The sequence below is a fragment of the Methanofollis fontis genome (assembly GCF_004297185.1).
In the GTDB taxonomy this organism is placed as follows: Archaea; Halobacteriota; Methanomicrobia; order Methanomicrobiales; family Methanofollaceae; genus Methanofollis; species Methanofollis fontis.
On sequence record NZ_PGCL01000002.1, the window covers coordinates 179255 to 194706 of the forward strand.

The window sequence follows — 15452 nt, forward strand, 5'->3', positions numbered from 1 at the left end:
GGCGACCCACACAAAGGGATGAAGAGTCGATCAAACTCTTTTTTCTCTCTATATGACATATGGTGGATAAATATGGCTCAATTTTCGTAATGTCTATCATTCTGCCCAGAATGAATGATCATTTATATGTGCCTCCCTCAAGTACCGTTAGATCCTGTTCCGGTGGTAGCATGAAACACAGATTCGATTCCCGGGCACCCAATAAAAGTGCAACGTCTCCTTCCTGGAGGTTTCCTGGAGAGTTTGAGGAACAGAGCGCCGTCTGGCTGGGCTGGCTGACAAAGGAGTATATCCGGGGCTACCAGACCGACGATGTGATGCTCGAGATCGTAGAGGGCCTCTCCCCGCACGTCCACGTGCGTATCTGCGTGCCCGATACAGCGCAGAAGGAGCATGTACTCTCGGTGCTCAGGGAGCACGACGTCCCGACCGGCCACATCTCATTCTATGAAAAGAACTTCACCATGCTCTACTGGCGCGACTTCGGACCGATCTTCACCGTGAATGGGGAGGGAGAGAAACGCATCGTTGACTGTGCATTCAACTGCTGGGGCTACTTCCCGCAGAGCGACATCCAGTCCCGGATGATGGAGCGGATTGACCGCGATGTGGCGGCCGATATGGGGCTTGAAAGCGTCATGACGCGCCTGGTCAGCGAGGGCGGCGACCGCGAGTTCAATGGACGGGGGACGCTGATCACCACTGAGTCCTGCGAGTTCCAGCGCAACCCGAACATGGCCCGCGAGGAGATCGAGGAGGAGTTCAGGCGCCTCTTCGGCGTCACCGCGATCATCTGGCTGAAACAGGGCCTCGTCGAGGACGACCGCTATGACACCACCACCATCCCGGGTCCGGACGGTGTCGGCGTCGCCTACCGCACCGCCTCTGCAAACAACCATGTGGACGAGTACTGCCGGTTCGTCTCCCCTGACACTGTGCTGCTCGCCGAGGTGACCGCGGAGGAGGCGGCAAACGACCCGGTGGCCGCGGAAAACCGGCGCCGGATGGAGGAGAACTACGAGATCCTGAAGAACGCCGTCGACCAGGACGGCAACCCCCTGCGGATCGTCCGCATGCCGGTGCCGGACATGGTCTATTTCACCGCCACCCCTGAGGACGAGGCATATGCGAATCTGGTTGCCTATGCGCATTATGCCGACGGCACGGCCTTCCCGTACGGCCAGCCCGTCACCGTCGTGCCCGCACAGAGTTACTGCAACTTCCTCATCTCCAACGGGGTTGTCCTGGGTCAGAAATATTATATGCCAGGCATGGAGATGCCCGAATCACTGAAGGAGAAGGACATGGAGGCCGAACGTATCCTCCAGTCCCTCTTCCCTGACCGCACCGTGGTCATGATCAACACCATCCCGATCAACTTCGGCGGCGGGGGGATCCACTGCTCCTCGCAGCAGGAACCCTGAGGGACGGTTCGCCCCCTGTCGCATTGGGAGATCCCCTCCCCTTCTGTCGAGAGAGCGACCGATCTGATCCGCCGCCGGTCTTCAACAGATTTCAATCAGGAGAGAGGCGGCGGAAACCGTTTTCCGGGACCTCGATCTCGAACCGCGCTCCCTCTCCTGGCGTCCCGTTCTCCAGGATCGAAAGACCGGTGATGGAGAGGATCTCCCGTGCGAGAAACAGGCCGAAACCGGTTTTCCTTCCCACGCCCTTATCGAAGATGAGTTCTTTCTGGTCGGTTGGAATGCCGTCGCCATTGTCCTCGTAGACGATTGTCCCGCCGTTGTCTCCCTTCCGGGTTGAGAAGCGGATCCGTGTGCACACTCCTGCATGGGAGAGCGAGTTGTCGATCAGGTTGTAGAATACCTTCTCAAGGAGCGGGTCCGCATATACCCAGCACGAATCCGAACGATTTTCGACCTCTATAGTGCCGGTGTCGATCGTCCGGACAGTCCGTCCGACAACATCATGCACGTTCTGCCATGCCGGAGTGTAGGCGCCGATTTTCTGATACATGCTGGTAAAATTGATGCACTCGTGGATGGTCCCGGTCGCGGCCTTCATCCTGTTCAGCGTATCCGGATTCGAAAATCCGTCAGGGTCCATCTCGATCAGGTCGAGATATCCCTTCAGCACGGTGACCTGGTTGAGGACGTCATGGCGCGTGATGCTGCTCATCAGGTTCAGTTTTTTAACGACCTGTTTCAGTGCCTCCTCTGCCTGTTTCCGCCTTTGTTCCTGATCAAGACTGTCGATCGCATGGGCGAGATTTGCTGTAACCGTCTCAATCGTGCGTCGTTCTTCGTCGTCGAATATCTCTGTGTCCGGTGCATAGAGGAATAATGCCGTGACCGGCAGGTTGTGGGGGCGAACCGGGAAGATTCCGCAGGCGGTGCACCCATGCCCTGCTGCGTCCTCACTGAACGGGACCCGGTCCCTGCAGTGCCTGATCTCAGGGATGATGACGCCGGCGGGATCATCTCCCCTGATGAGGTCTGCAATTGTGTTCTTTTCCTCTGTTAAAATCTTCTTCTGGCCCCCTTTTTCGTGCAGCACTCTGTATGAAGCCTGATCCGTGTGGGCGGCGGCACCGCCCGCACATGCCAACCGGTACGGCCCCAGACTCACAAAAATCCTGCCTATGGCGGAGAGCAGTTCGTCCTGGTCGGTGGCGTGGACAATTGAATGGTTCACATTGCTCAATATCAGAAAGTGTCTGGTCAATTTCTTGAGTCTCAACTCTGAACGCTGATGGGATACGGCATTTCTGATCCGAAACACCAGTTCTGCCATATATTTCCCGGTATCACCGACAGAGGGGATGCTGAACGTATCGCCGCTGTTCAGGGCGCTGACCACCGGTTCTTCGTCGTCCCGGTTTGAAAGGATAATCTGGGGAATGTCCGGATTTTTGCTCCGGGCCAGCTCCAGAACCTCCAACCACCGTGCATCCATGATCGAGGAGGGGAGGAGAAGGGCGTCATAGGGACCGTCACCGATCGTCTGCATCGCCTCCCGGTGCGATGCCACACACTCAACACTGACGCCGTCCGATCCCTCAAGGGCAGAACGGGCAGCAGAGATCAGCTCTGTCCTGTCGTCGATAATGAGCGCATGGATCTTCATCTCTCCAGCGCCTCGCAGCATCGGTCGTCCGGGTTTTGAACGCCGATCCCCTCCTCCAGCACATGCGGTATCAGCGTGATCTGATGTCTGGTCCCGCACCCCCCATCGATGGTGATACTGCCATGGAGCTGCTTCACCAGGATCGTGATCAGACGGATGCCAAGTGACTGGGACTTCTGGAAGAGAGCGGGATCGGGCATGCCGCAACCGTTATCAGAGATTATCATGGCCACATGCCTGTTTGGTGTGCTGTGTATCTTCAGTGAGATCGTCCCGTGGTCCTGCGAGTGGAAGGCATGTTTGATGCTGTTTATGACGATCTCATTGATGATGAGACCGATCGGGATCGCCGAGTCCAGGTCCACATGAATCGTTTCGATCTCGGTCTCCAGATCGATCATTGTATGGACGGCATGGGCCCGGATCAGTTCTTCAGCAAGGGTGCTGGCATAATCCTTGAGGTTCACGTATGCCATTGTTTCTGAGCGATAGAGTTTCTCGTGGACCAGCGCCATCGCCATGATCCTGCTTTCGGCATCCCTGAAATATCCGAGCGTTTTTTCGTCTTCTATCAATCGTGATTGGAGGCGAAGGAGACTTGAAACGATCTGCATGTTGTTTTTCACGCGATGATGGACCTCTTTGAGCAGGGCGGTTTTTTCATTCAATGACATCTGCAGACGGTCTTCATACTGCTTTCTCTCTGAAACGTCTCGTATTGATGCAAGTATCGCCATTTTTCCATGATATTCCATTTTTGTCCCGGCCACATTGATCCAGATCTCTTCTCCGTCAGGCCGGATGGTTCGGATGCTCTCTGCAAACTGGTCCTGTCCTGAAACCTGGATTGACTGGATGAGGGAGATGATGCGGTCCCGGTATTCGGGAGAGATGAATGCAAGGATATTGAACTCGATTTTCTCCCTTTCGATTTCAAAACCGTCTTTTGAAAAGGGGAGACCATACATTCTCAACGACGCTGGATTCGCCAGCAGCACGATCATGGTTCGGGGATCAAATACAACAAGTCCGTCGAAGGCATGGTCAAAGATGGTATGGTAACGTTGTTCACTGAGATGAAGCATTCTTTCCGCTTTTTTCCGTTCTGCTATCTCCTGAAGCACCCGTTCATGTGCACAGCATCCAGCGAGTGAAGTGGCGAATTTTGCCATGACCATCCCCAGTTGTCTCAACTCCACCGCGCTGAACACCCCTGTGCTCTTCGTTGAGTGGAGTTTCAGAAATCCAATGGTCCCGAGGGGGAAGAGTGCATACGATCCATCTGTGATCCCGTTCTCCGTGCAGATCTCTGAGAAGAGGGGGTCTTTACTCCGGATCGTGACCGGCATATTATGTGATACCAGTGATGTGATCCGGCTATCTGCCGGCAGACTCCGCTCTTTTACCCTGAAATCCGGGTTTGCATATCGCAACGATGCGGAAATCTCTCCCTCTTCTGGCTTCTCACCGTCGAAAACCCAGACCGATGCAAACGAGTAGTTTTTTCGTGCAAGGAGTGCGCTCAGAAATATCCGGCAGTTCTCCTGCAGATCCAGGGAATTTCCAACCGAGAGGGAGAGTTCATACAGCACCGATATGCTGTTGATGACGGCATCATGAGGGGTGTATTCAGTCATACAGCGATCCCACAACAACCGTTTTATTGAAGAATGCCGGGAGTCCGTCGGCATATGAGGCAATTTCACCGATGCTGAGCGCCCCTTCAGGCACTATCCCTCCACCCCGCGCACCCACTGTCCGATGCATCACCGCAAGTTCGTCGACGAACCGATCCTCCAGATACAGCACGCGGGAGATGCAGTCCATCACGAGGATATGCCGGATCGCAGCACCTGGAGGTGGGAGACTGTCGGCGGTTGCCCGACCCGCGGCCTCGATGAGGGAGGAATCCGACCCCTTGAGCAGGTGCAGGATGGCGTTTTCCGGTATTTCGCCGACACAGACCAGGTCGTCACCGTCCACCGCAAAGGGGTCCCTCACGATGTCCTCGTTTCCCTCGCTGTAAATCCCGAATGGATACCCCTTGGCCATATCGAAAAATCCCTCATGGGTGATCTCCTGATCTGAGTCAGAGTATATCGACTGTGAATAGACTTCAAATGGAGATGCCCAGTTCAGTTCCTTTATGCGGTTCTCTTCTGTTTTTGTGGCCACAAATGGGCCCTCCAGTCGTTCCCACCCATGCCTGACCCCGAGCGTGCTCTGGTGATCGATGATGGCGACAACGGCGGCGTTCTCGGCGATTCCTTCGTTGGTAAAAATACACGGGCGTTGTTGAAAATCTGAAAATCCCGCCCCTCCACCGATATAATGGACAGCATCGCCGATCCGGTTCAGGACAGAGGAAAGAAAATCTGTCACATTTGATGCAAGACCATCAATCAGTATGCATGCCGTCCTTTTTTCCGGCATCCCGATCTCCGGTGGTCTCAGGCACGATAGATCCCTTTCCGGACGGTTGATCTCCCGGATGAGGGATGGTCGTCCGATGGTGGGAAGCGGGATGATGATGGCGCCTCCACCATCTTTCCCGCTCCCGTGGACCAGTCCCGGAAACACCCCTCCAAAAAACGAAATGCCGTCGTATTTCAGTTCCGATATCATATTTTCGATATTCGTGGCGCTCTCTTCTCCAAGAAGGATCATGAAGGATGTATCATCTGTAGTGGGTTCATCCCTGCACCGCTCGGCAATCGAATCGATCTCAGTGTCATCAATATACATGGGGGCCTCCACCTCCGAAGATCCGCACTCCTGTCCGGTTTGTCTCGTTGAGCTGATCGGGGTCGTGGCGAACAGTTCCTTCTTGAGGCGATCACATATAATGATTTTGATATATTTGCTTATTATTTATAATTATAATTATAAATGCGGTATTTGATGGGCGCGTGTACGGGATCTCCACGACAATCTGACGATTTTGCAATGATGGCGCCATTCTCACACCCCTTTATCCGTAATCTCGGTTGCCTGCTGTGAAATGCCTGCCCCTCCTCTGATGCGGTCTGAAAATCTGTTCTTTCTGGATCAGGTCAATCCATGGGTCAATCAAATGACGAAAGAATTATAAATCGTAATGTATATTGTGGTATGTCGATGAATGGCACGTTGATCGATGGGAGAGCGGGAGGAGGATGTCAGGCACAAACCAGATTTCGATAATGGTGGTGGAGGACGACGGGATTATCGCCTTTGATATCATGATACGGTTGCAGGAGCTGGGATATCCGGATATCGAATATGCCATGAGCGGTGAGGATGCCCTGCACTACCTCTCCCTGCATCCGGTGGACCTGATATTCATGGATATCACCCTTGGCGGCAATATGGACGGGATACAGACCGCTGCCGCCGTCAGGGGGCGTTATGGCATCCCTGTCGTCTTCCTCACCGCCCATTCAGACATCTCCATGCGAGAAAAGGCAATGGATGCCGGACCTGCCGGGTATATCCTCAAGCCATTCGGCGATGAGGATCTCCAGACCGCCATTGAACGGGCACTCTCCTCTGTTCCGACACAAGACCATATTGCAACATGTGTGTAGTTGGTCGACCCCCTTCTCCTGCTTCGAGGGCGGATGGTGGTCAGGATGGCATTCCGGGTGCCCGCCTCATTTCTCATCCCCTTATATCCTATGAAACCGATCTCTGTATATGGAACGGCTTCATCTCCTCATCCTTGCGGTCGGCGTCGTCATCGGCGGGGCACTTGCCATCACCGTGGATGTGTTTATGGGAGTGTCGGTGGCCATCATCTTCGGGACGATTGCCATGTCGCTCCACATCATGAACGACACAAAAAATTTGCCTGATATCTCCTGCCGACTCACCGAGGATGCAAAGGCGGTCCAGCTCAAGAACAGCGGCAACGCCCCGGCCGAGGGGATTCATGTCGCCCTCGTACCGTTGAACATCGAGTTCGACGTCCCTGTGCTCGGGGTGGAAGAGGAGTACACCCATGCCCTGCCCGAGATGGTGGAGCGGGTGAAGGTCGTTATCACCTACCGGAACACCGAAGGAGGGGGGTTCAACCGCACCCTCAAGCTCTCATCCATGGATGACGACGACCCGCTCAAACCTGCCTTCCCGATGTTCTCCTGGAAGTAAGAAAAATGTTGATGAATACTATGGTGAGGGGTTGAACCCCTGCTGCCGGTTCAGTCGCTCTTCTCTTCTTTTTTTCCGGTGATCAGGTCGAGGGTTCTTCCGAGGGCGGCAACCGTCTCCTCCTCTTCCTTGTAGTACTCTGAGAGCGCCCGGTAGAGCATCAGCATCACCTCGTCGCCATAGATCTCGATGGCATCTGCCGCTGAGAGTGGGCAGGCGTAGGAGTCCACCTCCATCCCCTCGGTGGAGTACATCAGTTCCATGAACTCCCCCTTCTCATTCAGGGTGCAGAACTGGTCGTTCACCCTCTTCTGCGCATCGTCCGGGCGATAGGGGAGGGGGTCGGTCCGTCCGAGGACGATCATCCGCTCCCGGTAATATTCGGGATTGAAGATCTCCCCCTTTGTGTCCTTCCGCCCCTTCTTCAGGAGGTTCATTCCGATCCGCCCGACAATCGGGGCCGCCATCTCTCCCATCCGCGCCAGGAGTTCTGCCCTCTTCCCGGCGACTTCGGCGGTCATCTGTTCCTTTTCGGTTTCAGCCTCTTTGATCCGGCGGATCAGGGCGTTATATCCTGCTTCAATCTCGTCCATCGGTATTCTCCGTATATGGGTATTATCACCACCGCTATTTTGATGCTGTGGCCCGCCCGGTGAGGTAGACCGTGCGGTTGCCGGTGATCTCCGCACAGAGGCGTTCGCCCGGTCTGAACTCCCCCTGAAGGATCACCTCCCGGTAGGCATCATCCCGCCCCACCACCGAACCGTTCCGCTTCCGGCAGGTGACCGTCACCTCACAGCGCCGCCCGACGAATTCTGCATTCTGCTCACGGTAGATCTCCTTTGCGGCGGCATCCAGCAGGCGCGATCGCTCCTTCGCGATCCGCTCGGGCCAGGGTTTCAACGCCGCCGCAGGCGTCCCGGGCCGCGGCGAGTAGCGGGTGACATTCACCTTTTCCGGGCGCACCCGTCTGAGCAGGTCCAGGCTTGCGGTGAAGTCCTCGTCGCTCTCGGTCGGAAAGCCCGTGATGAAATCGGTGGAGATGCGGATCCCGGGCACATCCCGGCGGAGGGTGGCGACCAGGGATTCAAACTCCCCCGCCGTATAGCCGCGGTTCATCGCCTCCAGAACGGCGTCTGACCCTGACTGCACCGGCAGGTGGACGAAGGCATATACCTTCCCCTCCATGATGGCGCGGGAGAGATCCCCTGCAATCGGTATCGCCGTTGCCGGGTTCATCATCCCGAGCCTCAGGCGGAAATCACCCGGAACTGCTGAGATTGCATCGATAAGAGAGGGGAGTTCGTCGCCGGTGTCCCGGCCCCATGCGCTGACGTCCTGCCCGGTCACCTGCACCTCCACCACCCCGCCGGCGACCAGGGCCGTCACCTCCCGGCAGATCTCATCTGCCGCCCTGCTCCAGAGGGGCCCCCGCGCAAAACGGGTGATGCAGTAGGCGCACGATCCCGTGCACCCGGCGGCGACCTGGACGATCCCGATCCCCTCCCGAACGCCGGTGCAGGCTGCGGTGCTCCGTCCTCTGATCTCTTCGGGCATGATGAGCACGGCATCGGGCGCAGCGTCATGGATCAGGTGTGCCTGGACCACCGGCATGCACCCGGTGACGAAGAGGGGGCGGTCTGCATACCTCCGGATCCGCCTGAGCATATGCCGCTCCGTCCACCCGACCACCGTGCAGGTGTTGATGACCACGGCATCGGCCTTTGCCGGATCGGCGGTGACGGTGCAGCCCTGCCCCTCCAGGATCCCGATCAACCATCCGGTGTCGGCATGGTTGTAGGTGCACCCGTAGGTCTCGATATATACCCGCCGATCGCGTAGCCTTTCCATCAGAGAAGCGTATGTCGCCCTCCCTTATCAGGGGCATGATCGCGCCAGCGCCCTGTCGTCACCTGAGGGCCGGATCTTCGATTTATGGATTCAGAAGCCCGGAGAAGAGTAATCACCCTGCGCTCATCACAATGCTTAACCGCCCGTCCGCATATTGTATATGAATGCTCACGATAGGTCTGCTGGGGTGCGGCAATATCGGGAATATAATTGTTAAAAATCATGTCGGAGTGGAAATTGTCGCCCTTTTCGATCAGATGCCCGGACGCGCCGAGGAACTGGGTCGCCTCTGCGGAGCCAGGGCGTTTGCCAATATTGAGGAATTTTTCAACCAGGAATTCGATATCGTCGTCGAGGCAGCATCGGTCTCGGCTGCCCACCAATATGCCATGGCGGCCCTTGAGCACGGGAAGGACCTGGTGGTCATGAGTGTCGGCGCCTTCGCCGACGAGGGGTTCAGGGAGGACCTCAATGACCTGGCCAGACGCCTCGGGCGCCGGATCTATGTGCCGAGCGGCGCCATCTTTGGCCTCGACAACCTGAAAATCGGGCAGATCTCCGGGATCAGCAAACTCCTCCTCCGCTCCACAAAAAACCCCCGCTCCCTCAATATGGAGACCACGGAACGCACCCTCCTCTTCTCCGGGCAGGCGAACGAGTGCATCAGGCACTATCCCAAGAACACCAATGTTTCGGTCGCACTCGAACTGGCGGCCGGTCGTCCGGTCGAGGTGGAGCTCTGGGCCGATCCGGCCGTGGACCGGAACGTGCACGAGATCATCATCGAGGGCGATTTCGGGGAGGCCACCATCACCGTCAGGAACCGGACCAGTCCTGATAACCCGGCGACGAGTTATCTTGCCGCCCTCTCCATCGTCACCCTCCTGAAAAACCTTGCCGAACCGATGCGGGTGGGCACATGAAGGCCGATGAGATCCGGCGCATGGCCGCTGAACAGAATGCGGTGATCCTGGCCCACAACTATCAGCGCCCCGAGGTGCAGGACATCGCCGACGTTGTCGGCGATAGCCTCGAACTGGCCATTAAGGCGAAGGAAACAACGGCAGATGTGATCGTCTTCTGCGGGGTGGATTTCATGGCCGAAACGGCGAAGATCCTCAACCCCGGCAAACGGGTGCTCCTGCCGGTACGGGAGGCCACCTGTCCACTTGCCGAGGCCCTCACCCCGGAGATGGTGCGCGAGGCGCGCTCCCGCCACCCCGGTGCCGCCGTGGTGCTCTATGTGAACTCGACGGCGGAGTGCAAGGCCGAGGCAGACATCACCTGCACCTCGGCAAATGCCGTCGGGGTGGTCCGCTCCCTGGAGGAGGAGGAGATCCTCTTCGGCCCGGACGCAAACCTCGGCTGCTACGTGCAACGGATGGTCCCGGAAAAGCGGATCATCCCCCTGCCGCCCGGCGGCCACTGCCCGGTCCATCAGCGCTTCAGCCTGGATGATGTGAAACAGGGGCGGGAGCGGGGTGACGCCGTCGTCTGCCATCCGGAATGTCCTCCCGAGGTGCAACAGGCCTCCGACCTGATCGCATCCACCGGTGGCATGGTGCGGGAGGCCGGAGGACACCCGAGGTGGACGGTGCTGACCGATGCGGCGATGACCTATCGCCTCAGCCGGGAGTTTCCGGGGGGTGTCTTCCACCCGGTGGAGGGCGCCGAGTGTGAGGATATGAAATTGACGACGATCGACGACGTCCTCCATGCCCTCCGCACCGGCGAATATAATGTGGAGGTCGACGCCGATATCGCCGCGCGGGCCCGCCGCGCAATCGAGCGGATGATCGCCATACGGAGGTGAAAAACCCGTGATCGACCGTGCGCACCTGATCGCATTTCTCGAAGAGGACGCTCCCTATGGTGATATCACCTCCGAATCGGTGATACCGGTTAACACTACGGCGGAGGCGGTTGTCGTCGTCAGGGAGCGGGCAGTTGTTGCCGGTCTTGAGGAGGCCTCGTTTCTCTTCCGTCACCTCGGCGCCGTTGTGGCCGAAGGTGCCGCCGACGGCGACGATGTGGAGGGCGGTGCCGTGCTGCTCAGGATCTCGGGGTCGGCACGGGCGATCCTGTATGCCGAACGGACGGCCCTGAACCTGATCGGGAGGATGAGCGGCATCGCCACCGCCACGCGGGCGGCGGTGCGGGTGGTGGAGGCGGCGGCGCCCGGGGTGCGGGTGGCCTCTACCCGCAAGACCTGCCCTGGTCTCCGTCTCCTCGACAAAAAGGCCGTGGTCCTCGGTGGAGGCGTGGCACACCGCTCCTGTCTCTCCGATATGGTGCTGATCAAGGACAACCACCTCGCCATCGTCGGGCTGGAGGATGCGATCCGCCGGGCGCGGCAGGGCTGCCCCTACCACCGGATCGAGGCCGAGGTGGAGTGCCCCGGAGATGCGGTGCGTGCGGCCCGCGCCGGCGCCGACATCGTGCTCCTGGACAATATGTCCCCTGAGGAGGTGCAGGAGAGCGTGGCGGCGCTTCATACCGACGGACTGCGCGAGCGGGTGCTGCTGGAGATCTCGGGCGGTGTAACCTCCGATACCCTGAACGCCTATGCCGCATCGGGTGCGGACCTGATCAGCATGGGCATGCTGACGCACTCGGTCCGAAACGTCGATGTCAGTCTTGATATCGTCCGGACCGGGTAGATTATCCTTTTTTTCTCCGTCTTCGGCAGGAGGCGGTAAGGTTCTTATGGTCTCACGCCGTATTGTTTCGTTCATCTCAGGTTCGTCACCATGTCCGCAGATACTGACCAGTGTAGCCGATCGCTCTCCGAGGAGGAGGAATCTCTGGAGGGAGAGATCAGTGAGTTCATCCGTTCTCTCGGGGATGCGAGCCTGTCTGCCCGCTGGGAGGCGATTTCCTCCCTTGTGGATGCCGGAGCGCCGGCCGTGGTGGCGCTCCATGCCGCCCTGAAGGATCCGAATAAATATGTCCGCTGGGGTGCCGCCGAGGCCCTCGGCCGGATCGGTGATCCCCGGTCGGTCGCTCCCCTGATTGCGGCGCTGAAGGACCATGACAAGGACGTGCGCTGGAAGGCGGCAATCAGTCTCGGTGGCATGGGGGCGGGAGAGGCGGTCTGCCCCCTCATCGTTGCCCTGGATGACGACGACCCGGACGTCCGCTGGGGGGCTGCAACGGCCCTCGGTGAGATTGGCGATGAGCGGGCAGTCGAATACCTGATCACCGCCCTGCAGGAGAAAAAGGGGCCGGACGGTCGAGACGGGATCATCATCGCCCTCGGTGAACTGCGGGACCGGCGGGCTGTTGCCCCGCTGGTTGCGGCGCTCGAGGATCGCAACTATGAGATCCGGTTCGAGGCGGTCAAGGCGCTTGGCAAGATCGGGGATCCGGCAGCCCTCGATGCCCTGATCTGCTGCATAAAAGATGAGAACTGGGAGGTCAGACTCGTCGCCGCCGAGGCGATCGTGCGGTCCGGCGGATCCGCAGACCTCGAACCCCTCTTCAACCTCCTCACCGACGAATCCTCAGACGTGCGACGGACCGCCGCCGGCATCCTGGGCGATATCGGCGATTCCGGTGCGGTGGACGCCCTCATCGCCGTGCTCAGGCACGACGAGGAATGCCGGTATGAGGCCGCCGAGGCGCTCGGTCGGATCGGTGACCCGTGCGCCAGCGCTCCCCTCACGCAGATCTATGACTCCTGCGACCCCTGTGTGCGGGTGGCGATCGTGAACGCCCTTGCACAGATCGCCGCAAAAAATCGATAAACTCCGATTCTCTTTCCTTCACCGGACAATCAGTGCCGGTACATCGATATCGCCGCAGATCTCACCGAGGCAGCTGCCGATCTGGGCCTTCCCACTCCGCCCGTAGGCGCCCATCACCACCAGCCCGTAACCGCCCTCCCGGATCTCGCGGACGATCTCGTCCCGCCGGTCGCCCTCGGTGATCTTTGTGGTGCAGCGGCACCCCTCGCGGCTGCAGAACCCCTGGATTGAGTCCAGCTCGGTCTGTATGTTCTTCTGCATATCCTGCCAGATGTTCTGCTCATAGGTGCCGATGATCTCGCACTGATCGCTCTGCGTGCAGTAGTTGAAGGCCATCGTCCGCGCCTCGCGCCGGTCGAGCACTGAAAAGAGCACTACATCTGCCCCTTTCTTCTTTCCGATTGCGGTGGCGTGCAGTGCACCCTTGTGGCTCCACTTTGATCCGTCGATTAATGCCAGTATTTTCATCTCATCACCATATGAAGCGTACCCAGAGTATGCCGAGGCCGATCGCCACGCTGACGACGAGAACGACCATTCCTATCGTAAGGAAGTCAACAAATCTGATATTTATGCCTTCCCGCTCGGTGATTCCTATGACGATCAGGTTCGCCGGGGCACCGATGGCGGTGCTGTTTTCCGCCCAGGCCTGCCCCCCCGGGGAGAGCGCCCACCAGAGTGGGTAGATGTCCATTGTGGTCCCCATATCCTTGATTAGCGGGATGAGGGAGGCGGTGAGCGAGGGGTGCCCTCATCAGGTATAGAACAGCAGCAGGATGCCGAGACCAATGGCGACGGTCACCACCAGGATGAGCATGCCCATCTTCAGAAATTCGATGAAACTGATGGAAATGCCCTCACGCTCGGCGATCCCCACCACGACGACATTGGCGGATGCGGCAATGGCGGTGCCGTTCCCGCCCATGCATGCCCCCAGGGAGAGCGCCCACCAGAGCGGGTAGATGTCCATCGTGGTCCCCATATCCTTGATCAGCGGGATGAGGGTGGCGGTGAGCGGGATGTTGTCCACGATCGCCGAGGCAAACGCCGCGAACCAGGCGATGATGATCATCGCCTCGCCGGTCGAGGAGACATGTTCGGTGACGAACTCTGCGATCTGCGTGATCAGTCCGGTCTCGACCAGTGCGCCGACGATGATGAAGAGTCCGCCGAAGAAGAAGAGGGCGGGCCATTCGATCCGCTCGAAGATCTCCTCGGGCGGCGCCCTGCTCCAGAACAGGATGATTGCGGCGCCGGTCATGGCGATGATCGCCGGTTCCAGCCCGAGTTGACTGTGGACGAAGAAGAGCACGACCACGAGCAGGATCGTGATCACCGACTTGTTGAAGAGGGAGCGGTCCAGGATCGCCGCCCGTTCGTCGAGTGCGTCGATTGTCTTCACGATCTTCGCCTGCTCCTCAGGGCGCACCCGCAGTGTCTTGCCATAGATCAGGTAGAGCATGCCGAGCATGATCACCATGTCCACGATCACGACCGGTCCCATATTGATCAGGAACTCGTTGAAGGAGAGACCCGCGGCCGACGCGATCATGATGTTGGGGGGGTCGCCGATGAGGGTCGCCGCTCCGCCGACATTGGATGCGAAGATTTCGGAGAGGAGGAATGGGACGGGATTGAGTTTCATCAGTTTGGCGATATAGAGGAGCATCGGTGTGAGGAGGAGGACGGTCGTCACGTTGTCCAGGAATGCGGAGACGACCGCTGTCACGATGGAGAAGAGGATCAGCACCCCCATCGGTGATCCCTTTGCGAGTTTTGCCGTCCTGATGGCGATGTACTCGAAGAGTCCGCTGTTGCGTGCGGTGTTGACGATGATCATCATGCCCATCAGCAGGAAGATGGTGCCGAGATCGAGGTACTCGGGGATCTTCTCCCAGGGCACGATCTGTGCAAACACGATCACGGAGGCGCCTGCGAGGGCGGCAACGGCGCGGTGGATGCGTTCGTCGATGATCAGGGCATAGGTAACGATGAATACCCCGATTGCCAGCAGTTCTGCATTCATGAATATCCTCAGTAGACGATCATCGGTGTCGTCACCATCTGTGCCAGCTTCATTGTGACCGGGCTGACCGGGGCGACATCAGTCATTGTGGCGGCAAAACGCTTTGAAACGGCGATCAGGTCATGATCGCCGGCGAGCTGGATGACATGGTCGAACTTCTTTCCGGAGAACATGCGGCTCTTCACCGTGAGGCCGGCGGTCTCCAGGGCTTCGGTCGCCCGGTCCAGGATATCGTTGCCATATGCCTCTCTTTTCCGCCTGAACTCGGCGATCGCCGCCTCGTCGAGTGTGTCCTCGACGATACGGATCACCTCCATATCGATGATATAGACGACCGATACCGTCGCTCCCTCGTATGCGGAGAGGATGTCAAAGAGTGCCGGCGGGATCTCCTGGACGAAATAGTCCAGGGGCATCAGGATGCTGTGAATCTCGGGGAGCATCATCTCCTCCTCGGTGAGCAGGAACTCCCTGTACTCCTTCACCACTGTTTCATAGCGTTTCCCGGCTACGTCCTTGAACTTCCTCTGCAGCAATGAAGTAAAATACCCCATCGTAATCCACAGTGATATCGGCAGGATTTTATTAACCTTTTTCGTGGTATCGCTGCAACT

The 15452-nt window shown here is 58.3% G+C and carries 16 protein-coding genes; 7 read left to right on the forward strand and 9 right to left on the reverse strand.

Annotated elements, in window-relative coordinates:
- The first annotated feature begins 170 nt into the window (after positions 1-170).
- Positions 171-1424: an agmatine deiminase family protein gene (locus CUJ86_RS04545; protein ID WP_130646381.1), complete on the forward strand. Its 1254-nt coding sequence runs from the start codon at positions 171-173 to the stop codon at positions 1422-1424.
- Between the two features lie 91 nt (positions 1425-1515).
- On the opposite strand, the gene CUJ86_RS04550 is transcribed toward CUJ86_RS04545, so the two are convergent.
- From CUJ86_RS04550 to CUJ86_RS04560, 3 genes are read right to left on the reverse strand one after another with little or no spacing between them, the layout of a single operon-like run.
- On the reverse strand, positions 1516-3087 hold the full coding sequence (locus CUJ86_RS04550; RefSeq protein ID WP_165394779.1) for an ATP-binding protein: 1572 nt from the start codon (positions 3085-3087) through the stop codon (positions 1516-1518).
- Positions 3084-4724 (reverse strand): sensor histidine kinase, encoded by a 1641-nt coding sequence (locus CUJ86_RS04555; protein WP_165394780.1) that lies wholly within the window; start codon positions 4722-4724, stop codon positions 3084-3086. Before CUJ86_RS04555 ends, CUJ86_RS04550 begins: the two co-directional genes overlap by 4 nt.
- Positions 4717-5832, reverse strand: a complete 1116-nt coding sequence (locus CUJ86_RS04560) for an FIST signal transduction protein (RefSeq protein ID WP_130646384.1) — start codon at positions 5830-5832, stop codon at positions 4717-4719. Before CUJ86_RS04560 ends, CUJ86_RS04555 begins: the two co-directional genes overlap by 8 nt.
- A gap of 410 nt (positions 5833-6242) precedes the next feature.
- Here CUJ86_RS04560 and CUJ86_RS04565 point away from each other — a divergent pair, with 410 nt between their 5' ends.
- Both CUJ86_RS04565 and CUJ86_RS04570 read left to right on the forward strand, forming a co-directional pair.
- On the forward strand, positions 6243-6653 hold the full coding sequence (locus tag CUJ86_RS04565; protein ID WP_130646385.1) for a response regulator: 411 nt from the start codon (positions 6243-6245) through the stop codon (positions 6651-6653).
- A 109-nt stretch (positions 6654-6762) separates the two neighbouring features.
- A complete protein-coding gene (locus CUJ86_RS04570) occupies positions 6763-7215 on the forward strand; it encodes a hypothetical protein (RefSeq protein WP_130646386.1) in 453 nt (150 codons plus the stop codon).
- A gap of 50 nt (positions 7216-7265) precedes the next feature.
- On the opposite strand, the gene CUJ86_RS04575 is transcribed toward CUJ86_RS04570, so the two are convergent.
- Together CUJ86_RS04575 and CUJ86_RS04580 are read right to left on the reverse strand one after the other, a co-directional pair.
- Positions 7266-7808 carry a hypothetical protein gene (locus CUJ86_RS04575; RefSeq protein WP_130646387.1) on the reverse strand — a complete coding sequence of 181 codons (543 nt, stop codon included), beginning with the start codon at positions 7806-7808 and terminating at the stop codon, positions 7266-7268.
- A gap of 34 nt (positions 7809-7842) precedes the next feature.
- Positions 7843-9066, reverse strand: coding sequence for a MiaB/RimO family radical SAM methylthiotransferase (locus CUJ86_RS04580; RefSeq protein ID WP_130646388.1), 1224 nt, complete (start codon positions 9064-9066; stop codon positions 7843-7845).
- Between the two features lie 164 nt (positions 9067-9230).
- Between CUJ86_RS04580 and nadX the strand changes: the two genes are divergently transcribed.
- The 4 genes from nadX (at position 9231) to CUJ86_RS04600 (ending at position 12812) form a co-directional block, all read left to right on the forward strand.
- Positions 9231-9989: an aspartate dehydrogenase gene (gene nadX / locus CUJ86_RS04585; protein WP_130646389.1), complete on the forward strand. Its 759-nt coding sequence runs from the start codon at positions 9231-9233 to the stop codon at positions 9987-9989.
- Entirely contained in the window at positions 9986-10879 is an 894-nt protein-coding gene (gene nadA / locus CUJ86_RS04590) for a quinolinate synthase NadA (protein WP_130646390.1), read from the forward strand. The genes nadX and nadA overlap by 4 nt, the downstream gene beginning before the upstream one ends.
- 7 nt (positions 10880-10886) lie before the next feature.
- Positions 10887-11726, forward strand: coding sequence for a carboxylating nicotinate-nucleotide diphosphorylase (gene nadC, locus CUJ86_RS04595; RefSeq protein WP_130646391.1), 840 nt, complete (start codon positions 10887-10889; stop codon positions 11724-11726).
- Between the two features lie 90 nt (positions 11727-11816).
- Positions 11817-12812: a HEAT repeat domain-containing protein gene (locus CUJ86_RS04600; protein WP_130646392.1), complete on the forward strand. Its 996-nt coding sequence runs from the start codon at positions 11817-11819 to the stop codon at positions 12810-12812.
- An 18-nt stretch (positions 12813-12830) separates the two neighbouring features.
- On the opposite strand, the gene CUJ86_RS04605 is transcribed toward CUJ86_RS04600, so the two are convergent.
- From CUJ86_RS04605 to CUJ86_RS04620, 4 genes are read right to left on the reverse strand one after another with little or no spacing between them, the layout of a single operon-like run.
- Complete coding sequence (locus CUJ86_RS04605; RefSeq protein WP_130646393.1) at positions 12831-13280, reverse strand: universal stress protein; 450 nt, start codon at positions 13278-13280, stop codon at positions 12831-12833.
- Positions 13281-13284: 4 nt separating this feature from the next.
- The gene (locus CUJ86_RS04610) at positions 13285-13506 is read right to left on the reverse strand and encodes a hypothetical protein (protein WP_207231384.1); all 222 of its coding nucleotides are present in this window, start codon (positions 13504-13506) and stop codon (positions 13285-13287) included.
- 60 nt (positions 13507-13566) lie between these two features.
- Complete coding sequence (locus CUJ86_RS04615) at positions 13567-14838, reverse strand: ArsB/NhaD family transporter (protein ID WP_130646394.1); 1272 nt, start codon at positions 14836-14838, stop codon at positions 13567-13569.
- 8 nt (positions 14839-14846) lie between these two features.
- Positions 14847-15392 (reverse strand): universal stress protein, encoded by a 546-nt coding sequence (locus tag CUJ86_RS04620; RefSeq protein ID WP_130646395.1) that lies wholly within the window; start codon positions 15390-15392, stop codon positions 14847-14849.
- Positions 15393-15452: the final 60 nt, after the last annotated feature.

Coding starts and splice junctions, on each gene's coding strand:
- CUJ86_RS04580 (WP_130646388.1), bottom strand. CDS start 9,066: ATGGAAAGGCTACGCGATCGGCGGGTATATATCGAGACCTACGGGTGC.
- CUJ86_RS04550 (WP_165394779.1), bottom strand. CDS start 3,087: ATGAAGATCCATGCGCTCATTATCGACGACAGGACAGAGCTGATCTCT.
- CUJ86_RS04545 (WP_130646381.1), top strand. CDS start 171: ATGAAACACAGATTCGATTCCCGGGCACCCAATAAAAGTGCAACGTCT.
- CUJ86_RS04560 (WP_130646384.1), bottom strand. CDS start 5,832: ATGTATATTGATGACACTGAGATCGATTCGATTGCCGAGCGGTGCAGG.
- CUJ86_RS04570 (WP_130646386.1), top strand. CDS start 6,763: ATGGAACGGCTTCATCTCCTCATCCTTGCGGTCGGCGTCGTCATCGGC.
- CUJ86_RS04600 (WP_130646392.1), top strand. CDS start 11,817: ATGTCCGCAGATACTGACCAGTGTAGCCGATCGCTCTCCGAGGAGGAG.
- CUJ86_RS04615 (WP_130646394.1), bottom strand. CDS start 14,838: ATGAATGCAGAACTGCTGGCAATCGGGGTATTCATCGTTACCTATGCC.
- CUJ86_RS04605 (WP_130646393.1), bottom strand. CDS start 13,280: ATGAAAATACTGGCATTAATCGACGGATCAAAGTGGAGCCACAAGGGT.
- nadX (WP_130646389.1), top strand. CDS start 9,231: ATGCTCACGATAGGTCTGCTGGGGTGCGGCAATATCGGGAATATAATT.
- CUJ86_RS04610 (WP_207231384.1), bottom strand. CDS start 13,506: ATGGACATCTACCCACTCTGGTGGGCGCTCTCCCCGGGGGGGCAGGCC.
- nadA (WP_130646390.1), top strand. CDS start 9,986: ATGAAGGCCGATGAGATCCGGCGCATGGCCGCTGAACAGAATGCGGTG.
- CUJ86_RS04555 (WP_165394780.1), bottom strand. CDS start 4,724: ATGACTGAATACACCCCTCATGATGCCGTCATCAACAGCATATCGGTG.
- CUJ86_RS04620 (WP_130646395.1), bottom strand. CDS start 15,392: ATGGGGTATTTTACTTCATTGCTGCAGAGGAAGTTCAAGGACGTAGCC.
- CUJ86_RS04575 (WP_130646387.1), bottom strand. CDS start 7,808: ATGGACGAGATTGAAGCAGGATATAACGCCCTGATCCGCCGGATCAAA.
- CUJ86_RS04565 (WP_130646385.1), top strand. CDS start 6,243: ATGTCAGGCACAAACCAGATTTCGATAATGGTGGTGGAGGACGACGGG.